We start from the raw sequence: 10,203 nt of genomic DNA, 5'->3' as shown, positions 1-10,203 counted from the left end.
CAAACTAAAAGTTTCTGGCAGGAATACTGGACACTATGGTCGTACAACTTTTATGGCGCACCTTACTACATGGACGCTGGGTTTCAAGAACTGCCGGCGCCACTGGAACTGCTCGAAAAAATCTACACCATGTATGAGCAAACAGGCGATCCCCGTTGGTTAAATGACACCTTCATGGATTATGGCAAGCAACTGCATGAACAGTTCGCCAGTCGTTACGATTTTAATGGCAATGGCATCGTGGATAATCGTGGCAATGAGGGCATTTTGCCAACATTGTGGGAGTTTGAAGGCGCGAGTCACATCGCCGAAGATGAATTGACTTTCACCTTGGAGGCCGACGAACAAACGGGTCAACTGATCATTAAAAAAGAGTATTTTGCCCGGCTCGGCGTGCAAGATATGGGGCTCAAAGTGCGCTTTAGAAATGGTAAGGACGATTACCTGAGCGTACGGATCAATAATCTCACCGACGCCAATAATGACGCGCCAGTTCTGAATCATGATTATTTCTTCTTTGAAAACACCCAAACAGTGCCGGACATCCCTCTGACCTTTACAGTTGCAGATGGCGTGTCACTACAAGGCGTCACCGATGGAGATACGCTGTTAACCCTGGGCATCGACTACACAGTAGTGGGCAATGTAATCACCCTCAAAAGTGGTTACATGGATAATCTACTGCGCACCCAATCTTACCGCTATAAGTTCTCGTTCGGCTTTGCCTTCTCCGATGGCAATACCGAAAGAATGGTGGTTGAAGCGGGCTCACGTACCTACGCCAAAGATATCCTCAGTCTTAAAACCATTGATCTTGATTGGAATAACTTAACCGATGTAGTGCTTGATCTTGATTTTTCAGACACTCCGGTGGATAACCGCGATCTGTACCGCATTGAAAACAGCATGAACCGCGTCGTCGAAGCCGGCGATACACTCGGTGTACAGTATCAAGCCACACTTGCCTATGAGAAAATGTTACGTGCTAAGGCCGACTTAGTCGCCGATCAGCAGATTGTTGATCAACTCATTTCCGATGCTGACACCTATCAGGCCAAGGCTGCACTATTACTCAACCGATTTCAACAAGACTGGTATGACGACAACAGCGCCACTTATGCCCGTGCATTTGATGGTTACGGCAACGCCATTTTCGGTTGGGGTCATGAAAACAGTTTCTTTATGCCGATGAAGGAGTTGTTAGAACCGGGCCAAAAAGCCAACGACTATCTGCAGTTTATCCACGATAATTCAGAGAACCTCAATGAAGAAGCCAAAACCTATCTACCCGAAGCCTTTTTTAACTACGGCCAAAATGACCGCGGTTGGTATTGGATGCAGACAGGATTAGAGCGTTTCTTTAGCGACAGAACCCCAGAGCAGCAAGCTAAAACTTACCCGGAGATTGCATTTACTAACGTCTCCAACCTGATCACCCACATGATGGGCTATCAGCCCAAAGTGCATCAAGGCAAGATCGAAACTCTGTCTCGTCTGCCTGCCACCATGGAGTTTGTGCAAGTCGATAACTTACCCGTCGGTCAGAGCATAATGGATGTTAATGATTACAGCCGTAACATCGATGATATGGTCAATTTACGCCATCAAAGCTCACACACCAGTACCCTGAGTAACAGTGCCACTTCGAGCCAGCCCTTAATCTGGAAAGCCCAGTTTGCCGGAAGCTTTGACACTCTCTATGTCGATGAAACCCCCTTCACGGCCAGCAGTACGAGTATCAATGGCGTAGCCCTTTCCTATGTCGAGCTCAATATTGATGCGGGACAGACGATCACCATATCCACTAACGATGGTACTGTCATTCCCCCTGTGGAGCCGCCACTGCCTACCGATACTGATCTCACCAGCTTAACCCCGGTAAGTCAGCAAGCAGACTGGGGCACTATTCAGACCGATAAAAGTGTCAATGGCAATCCACTTAGGGTTGGCGGACAAACTTATGCCAAGGGCATCGGCACACACGCTACCAGTCAAATCGTCTATGACTTAGCTGGCCAATACAGTCAGTTTAACGCCAGTGTGGGTGTCGATGATGAGGTCAGCAACGGTGGCTCGGTACAATTTAAGGTATTCCTTGATGGGGTATTAGGGTTTGATTCCGGCGTACTGACCGGAGCTGATGGCGCCGTCCCTCTCAGTGTCGATGTCAGTGGCGCCTTTGAACTGCGTTTAGTGGTTGAGGATGGCGGTGACGGCATTAACAGCGATCATGCCAATTGGTTAACCCCTCAGCTGACTGTCGATAGCGATGTGTCGCTACTCACACTCACCCCCACCAGTATCAGCACAGGCTGGGGCACTACCCACTTTAACAATAGCGTCGAAGGTAATCCGCTCACCATTAATGGCACCGTCTATAGCGACGGCATTGGCACGCACTCCACCAGCGCGATTGTCTATGATCTCCAAGGACAGTATCAGCGGTTCCAGACCACCGTCGGACTCGATGATGAAACCGGCAATAACGGCAGTGTGGCCTTTGAGATCTACCTGGATGGAACCCTCGCTTACGCCAGCCCGGTGCTACTGGGAACGGATGCAGGCCATGACATCGATATCGACATTTCAGGTGCAATTGAGATGACACTTATCACCACCGATGGCGGCGATAATATCAATCATGATCATGCAGACTGGGGCGCGCCAATGCTGCGCCAATAAGTGCTCCGTTCATCCCAGCATAATGTAATACCAATCTGGATAAGTAAGTGTTCATAACATTACGCAGGAAAAACCGCTTAGAACAAGGCTTGAGTTGCAGATAACTAGTTATTCTAATTACAAAACTCATAACGTAGTTATCAGCGGTTTTAACCAGTAAGAATGATCAGTATTTATGTAGGTTGGTTTAAAGCCCTAACTCGGCGCGTTGCCCACAGAGGCGACCGTCGACTCTCTGATTAACCGCTAATAAGAGACATAATCATGACATTAACTCAAAAAGCCATCGGCTTGAGTGCAATCGCGATCGCACTGTCTAGCGCCTATACCCTCGCAGGCAGTGTAACCATCGCCTCCCCAACGTACACAGACTCCAATGCCAGTGCCCATTTTGTAGGGGAAAAGCCAGCAAAACAGTTACCTCATAACCCAGTACAAACTGCGTCGAAAATGACACAAGGGCTGAGTGAGCAACCTGCCCTGAACGCCCAAACTTCCCCCTCAAGCTCCCTGTGCGGCACTGACACCAACAACCAAAATTGGCATCAACTACAGGTCACCAATAAACACGCATTAAGCCAAAACGCATCAAAGGCCCAGTCACGCGCCAGCACACTATCCTCTGCACAGGTAACGCAGCGCAATGCGCTCATTGACCAAGGAGAAGGCGAGCCGGGTCGCTACTACATTCCCGTGGTTGTTCACGTCTATGGCGATGAATACAACTGTGATGACGCCGCATCGACCTGCCTGACCGAAGAGAAAATCATTGCGGGTTTAAACCAAACCACGGAGGACTTTCGCGGCCTCAATCAGTTTGATGGGCCTATCGCCGATGAATTCAAGGCGATTCGCGCCAACCTGGACATTGAATTTGTATTGGCCAAACTCGACCCTAATGGCAACCCAACCAACGGTATAGTCAGGTATGAAACGGGGGCAGGATATGGCCATTGGGCTGATTTCAATCAAGCCATTGCTGATGACTCTTGGGACAACTTCAAGTACATGAATATCTACATTCAACATGACTTGTACAATAACGGCGCCACCAATAACTCCGGTGTAGCCTGGTATCCAGAGCAAGGCATGTCAGCTGCAGGCACCGCCAGGGTGGTCTATAACGGCCACTATTTCGGTGACAATACCAATGAAAACTTTCGCTCGGTGTTCACCCATGAATTTGGCCATTGGCTCAATCTGCCACACACCTTCGAAGGCGGTAGCTGCTCCATACATCAGGCCGCCTTTTGTGAGGCGACTGGCGACAATAACTGCGATACGCCGCAGATCAGTCTCAGCAGTTTACAAAACAACTTCCCTAACTGCTTAGGGCAAGCCACCAACACCGAAAACTTTATGCACTATTCAGATAACTATGCCATGTACACCCAAGGCCAGGTTAATCGCATGACCGCCGCGCTACACGGGCCGGTTAGAGCTAATTTGTGGAGTAACAGCAACCTCATCGACACAGGCTTAGTCCAACTGACCAGTCACGTTGAGCATGTCTGGGATGGCTCAGGCGCTGACTATGTCCCCCAAGGCGAATTATTAGAGCAATACACGCCACTGAGCGCGACACTGGGCGACATCGACCACTATGAAATCACCATCCCCCAAGGCACTGAAGCTGTCGCCTTTTACCTTGATGGCTTTAGCGAAGATCCCGATTTGTATGTCTCAAAAGGCAGTGCACCCTATAAAAATGGTGATACCTGGATAGCCGATTTTATCTCATTTCAAGCAACGGGCACCCCAGAGTTAGTTGCCATCACCTCCCCGGCGTCACATCAAAACTACCACACAGCCATTGATGCCTTCTCGGCCTACAGCAATGCCACATTCAGCATCATTGCCGTCGATGACAGCAGTTTATGTGAAGGCTGTGAGCGCATCTTCCTCGCCGACGATTCACTCTCAGGCACACAAGGTGAGACGCCGCTTCGCTATCAATTTGCCATACCAACTGATGCGATTAACACTACGGTGGTGCTGCCCGGCGGTTATCAGGGCGATCCCGATCTCTTTGTAGCCATCAATAGCGCGCCCACGTTAGAGCAATACCATTGTCGTCCCTACATGAGTGCTAGATTAAGTGAATTGTGTATCTTCGGCGCTGATGCCAGAGGCAACACTCTAGAGGTCATGGTTGACCCATTTAGTGACTACTCAGCCACCTTGCAGGTCTATTATGAAAGACAGCTCGATTCAACGCTGCCTGTCGCCGAAGCCAATGGCGGATATTACGCCGCGATCGATGAAAGCATTGCCTTTAGCAGTGCTGGCAGTACCGATTTTGACGGTCATATCGTCAGTTACCTGTGGGACTTTGGTGATGGCACTAATAGCGTTGATGCCAACCCTACGCATAGTTATCACGCCAATGGCAACTACACCGCGACGTTAACCGTCACCGATAATGACAATCACACTGCCACTGATACCGCAATGGTCGGCATAAAGATCGCTAATGTGGCCCCGACCGTACAACTCACCCACCCCGACAGTGCCGTCACTGGCGCATCTACGCCATTTAGCAGTGCGGGCAGCGATGACAGTGATGGCCGTATCGTCAGCTACCTGTGGGATTTCGGTGATGGAATGGTCTCTAATGCCGCCAACCCATCGCATGTGTTCATCAATGCTGGTCAGTACAGTATCAGCTTAACGGTAACCGACAATGAAGGCCTCAGTACGCTTGATTCAAGTACCGTTACAATTTTAGACCCAGCTCCTGTGCCATTAATGGCGTTGACACCTATTGTGAATCGAACGGATTGGGGCGTCACCCAATTTAACCGCAGCGTGTATCAAAACCCGCTCACCATTGCGGGGGTCACCTATGACACAGGCATCGGCACCCATGCATACAGTGAGCTGGTGTACCCACTTGACGGGCAATACTCAACATTCACGACCACCATAGGGTTAGATGATGAAGTGGGCACTAATGGCTCAGTGGTCTTTCAAATCTTACTCGATGATCAACTTGCCTTTAGCAGTGGCACCATGACTGGCGGCCAAAGTCAGCAGGTACAACTCGCCATACTGGGCAGTAAGACACTCACTCTACAGGTCCTAGATGCTGGCGATGGCATCAGCTGGGATCACGCAGACTGGGCCGCCCCCACATTAAGCCGCGCACTCCCCCTTTCACTGACGTACTTTCCAGCAGAAAGTATCAGCAGCGGTTGGGGCACTACCCAGGTGAACCGCAGCATTGCTGGAAATCCGCTGTCCATTGAACAACAGATTTACAGTGAAGGGTTTGGCACCCATGCGATCAGTGAAATGGTCTTCGACCTCAACGCACAATACCAACGCTTTAGCAGTATTGTCGGTGTGGATGATGAGGGCAATGACGGCAGCTCAGTCAGCTTCGAGGTCTATGTCGATGGCGTGCTGGCGTTTGATTCAGGCGTCCTGACCTTAGCCGATGGTGGCCGAGTCATAGATATCGATGTACAGGGCGCGCACGAGCTTAAGCTTATCGCCACTGATGGCGGAGATGGCAACTATGCCGATCATGCTGATTGGGCAGAGCCTCGATTAGTTAAGTAATTGATATCAAACGAGGTGAAAAGGTGATTTTGCGGCACTCTATGAGTGCCGCTTTCTATTGATGGTTTATGACTTATTTTATTACTTGGGGCTTATGATTTGGGGCTTACGACTTAGCGCTTGGGACTTATTACGTGGGGCTTAAATCTTAGGTCTAGGGACTAGGGACTAGGGACTAGGGACTAGGGACTAGAAGTTTAAAACTGAACGCAGCTCATCTCCTAGAAGGAAGCTTTTTCAAAGCCAGATTGTTTAATCTGTTCTATCAAGGTCCTGTGTGCAGGGAGTTTTCCTTGGAGAAATTGAGTAGCGTGACGTATTTTTTGTACATGTCCCTCACTATCGGAACATTCACTGCCAGTGAAGATACGATTTCGTGTACTAAACTGCATGCCATAAAGCAGGTAGAGATAGTTATCGACGCCAAATACCTCAAACTGAGCAAAGAAGTCATCAGGATGAGGCGGGAACTGCTGCCAAAGAGAAAGCCTTTCTATCACAATGTCAGACAACGCTCTTTTATCCAGCCAAGATGCATGATTATCGCGCCAAAAGCCGGAATCCTGCCTGTCTGACAAGAAGTAATGCAGCTGGATAAAGTCAATCACCCGTTGCCATGCTGTGTCCATCACCCGATTAAAGCGCTGTTGCAGTGGAGCCATATCATCTACAGTCATCGGAAACTTTCTCGCTAAAAAACTGGCGGCAAAGTCTGTCAGCAAAATAGAGGTCGCCTCTAACGGCTCTAAGAACCCTTGTGCGAGTCCCAAAGCGACACAGTTTTTATGCCAAAACTTCTGCAAATGCCCGACGCGCATGGGTAAGAAGCGATAGTTTGCTTGATAATCGCTTGTCCCCAAGTAGTGGTTTAGCTTGGTTTTTGCCTCTTCATCACTTAAGTAGTCATCGCAATACACCAAACCGATACCACGGCGCTCCGGCAAGGCAATATCCCAGATCCAGCCCGCTTGATGCGCCGTAGCCAACGTATAGGGCGGCAGCGGTTGTTGCCCGTCGGTGGGCACTTGCACCACCAGCGCCTTGTTCATTCTCAACGCTTTTGCCTTCGACTCAAACGGCACCTTGAGGGCTTTCTCCATCAGCAAGCCGGCGAAACCAGAACAATCAACAAAAAAATCAAACGCCAAACGGCCTTTCTGTTTCGTGTGTAGGGCGCAGATCCCCTCCTCGTTCGGAGCAAGTTCGACCTCAACAACGGTATCGGACAGACACTTCACTGCATATTTATTGATGGCATTATCTTTGAGTAATCTGGCAAACTTGGCTGCATCAAGATGGTAGGCATAGCCATGAGCGCCCTTGTATTGCGCCGATGTCACGGTTTTTGGCGCTAGATTTCGCTCACAGCTGGCATACTGCGGCGACACGAACTCAGCATAAGGGCGAGTCATATTCGTATTGGCCGCCAACTGCAACCAATAATCAGACAAGTCTTTACCAAATGGACTGGGGCTATCAAACAGATGATGAAACGCATTTTCCTGCATATTTGGCTGAGAAAATGCCACCTTATCCCGCCAATTGACGAACTTAATTGACTGTTTAAAGGATGCGTCACAACAGCGGAACAGCTCGGATTCATCAATGCCAAAGCCTTGCAGTGACTCACGCAGGGTGGGAACCGTGCCTTCCCCCACACCTATGATAGGAATATCAGGCGACTCAATCACAGTGATACTGACAGGATCTCCCGCCTCTCGTCGGGCCAGCAGGGCTTTACCCAGATGGTTCGCCACCAACCAGCCCGCAGTGCCTCCACCCACAATCGCAATATGTTCAATGCGCATCCCTGCCTCCTGCCTTGTTTGTAATTAAAGGCTTACACTGATCGGCGCCTGACCATCCCAGTTGATCTGCTGACGCGCTCCTTGATGTTGTTCGATAACCACCTGATAGCCTTGGCTATTAGCGCCCTCAGTACGAGTCACACAGACATCAAAGTCACTTTCAAAGGCGCGGATGTGCTTGAGACACATGTTATCCCAACCTGTAGGTAAATATGGTGCCAGCTTAAAGCGGTTGAAGCCGGTGGGCTCAATGCCGAAGATCCCCTCTGTTACCACACGTGCATACAGCGCACTTTCCGCTGATAAGTGGCGTTGATTCCCTTCTGGCCACGCCTCTACCGCATAAGGCACATGCTCGCCGAGCAAACGCTTACGAGAGTAGTACTTAAAATAACGCATCGCCGTATCCGTTTCTTGAGCGGCAAAAATACCTCTAAACGCATACAATGTCGCGCGATCCCAGAACGTCTTGTTGCCCGCTTCGCTGTAGATCCCCTCAGGACTCCACAAGTGCTCAGACAGTAACGCATCTAAGGTGTCATCTTTACGCTCAAACAAACCAAAGGTCAGTGGCAATGCGATCCAGGCTCTGAGCTTGTCATTACCTTCATAGTACTGATAGGTCTCATAGCCTTGTACGTTTGCGCCAAAGTAACGCTCGACATTGCTCGCTAACAACTTCGCTTTTTGTTGATAATCCGCAGCCTCTTCGGCTCGGCCAAGCTCACGGTTAAGATGCGCCGAGGAGATAAGCGCCCCATAGGTAAGCATATTGGTGCTCAGGTTCACATCACCCGCAGGGAAGCGCCCTTCCAGTTCATCACTGTCAGAGGCTATGACACCATGGGCCGTTTGTTGGGCATAGCTGAAATCAATACACCAATCAATGAGGGGTAACAAAGCACGCGCTTGCTCTTTATCGCCATAGGCTAAGGCAAAGCGACTGGCACCGTAGGCAATCATGGCACAATCCCCCCTATCCCCCGCGCCATTCCAAATATCATCGCCTTCGGCAATAATCGATGACGGCAATGCGTGGCCTTCATCGTTCATGAAGCGAGCAAAATGACGAAAACTGTTGATGGCCGATTCGTTACCCGTTTTATTACCCAGAAAAGGGAAGAAGGGATTGATGTATTCCGCCTGATCATTGGCCCAAATCGCTGCATAGTAACGCCCACCACCCGGCGCGTGCATTAGCCCGCCCTTGGTTCTAAAAATTGACTCAGCGCTGCGCAACTTGGCAAATTCAAACATGCTATTGATGTTGTCATCCGGCGTGACTAGTTGCAGGTTTTGGCGTAAACCCGCCACATAATCTTGACGTAACTCCATCTCTTTCGCGGCATCAAAGTCTTTGCTCTGCCCCGCTTTTGTGGCTTTGAAATCAACATAGACTGTTAATTTTTCACCTGACGCTAACGCAAACTCACCGGCTTTATCACTGCTAGCCTGAATGTTATAGCTGCCATAGACCCCTTCATCCGCTGGCGTATCAACCTGATAATCTAAAGCCGTCAGCGAGAGATTAATGGTCGACGCGCCCGTATTGCTAAACACGAGTCGCTCAACCATTAACGGCTGCGTCGGACTCGGTGATAACGTACGGGTTAAGCTGACATCTTGATTGAGCTGGCTCTTAAGCGTGAGTCTGCCGTCGAGTTTCACCTGCTTTAGGGCTTCTTGGCTCACCGCTTGGCCATTGATCTCTACACTGGGTGACACCGATAATGGAAAGTCATGAATTAAACTGGCATGGGTATCATTGGGGATCGTCCGCAACATAGGCCAAACGAGTTTTCGCTTAAGGGTTAACAGGCCCTGCTCATCACTGCCGTAATAGATAATGGCTGAGGCCTGTTCACCACTGAATTCAATATGATCTTCATGGCTGTCTTTGACCTGCCAAATCAGAGTGTTATCAGATAGGGTCCAGCGATTTTGTAACGTATCAGCCAATGCATTGATGGCAACGTTGTTATCGACTGACGGCAGCGCCGTGGTGACCTGCTGCGATTCATTTGAACAGGCTGATAATAGTGCAATGGCGCAGGCTGACAACAAAAATACAGATCTCATAATGGTCTCTTTATAGTTAGCGTTGTTATTATGTAGTGGCATCCCCCAATTGATGACGTCATCGACTGAG

Annotated in this window: 4 protein-coding genes; 2 read left to right on the top strand and 2 right to left on the bottom strand. The window is 49.6% G+C overall.

The window, feature by feature from the left end; all coding sequences use genetic code 11:
• Nucleotides 1–129 precede the first annotated feature (129 nt).
• Together BM736_RS03975 and BM736_RS03970 are read left to right on the top strand one after the other, a co-directional pair.
• Nucleotides 130–2,682, top strand: coding sequence for an NPCBM/NEW2 domain-containing protein (locus BM736_RS03975; protein ID WP_179079005.1), 2,553 nt, complete (start codon nucleotides 130–132; stop codon nucleotides 2,680–2,682).
• 264 nt (nucleotides 2,683–2,946) lie between these two features.
• Nucleotides 2,947–6,246, top strand: coding sequence for an NPCBM/NEW2 domain-containing protein (locus tag BM736_RS03970; RefSeq protein ID WP_076408884.1), 3,300 nt, complete (start codon nucleotides 2,947–2,949; stop codon nucleotides 6,244–6,246).
• A gap of 221 nt (nucleotides 6,247–6,467) precedes the next feature.
• Here the strand turns inward: BM736_RS03970 and BM736_RS03965 are convergent, their stop codons facing one another.
• On the bottom strand, nucleotides 6,468–8,054 hold the full coding sequence (locus BM736_RS03965) for a tryptophan halogenase family protein (RefSeq protein WP_076408881.1): 1,587 nt from the start codon (nucleotides 8,052–8,054) through the stop codon (nucleotides 6,468–6,470).
• 24 nt (nucleotides 8,055–8,078) lie between these two features.
• The gene (locus BM736_RS03960; protein WP_076408878.1) at nucleotides 8,079–10,133 is read right to left on the bottom strand and encodes a hypothetical protein; all 2,055 of its coding nucleotides are present in this window, start codon (nucleotides 10,131–10,133) and stop codon (nucleotides 8,079–8,081) included.
• Nucleotides 10,134–10,203: the final 70 nt, after the last annotated feature.

Origin of the sequence: Shewanella sp. UCD-KL12, from assembly GCF_001957125.1 — a bacterium.
In the GTDB taxonomy this organism is placed as follows: domain Bacteria; phylum Pseudomonadota; class Gammaproteobacteria; order Enterobacterales; family Shewanellaceae; genus Shewanella.
Note: the sequence above shows the minus strand (reverse complement) of the source record. Positions and strands in the feature narration are given on the sequence as shown.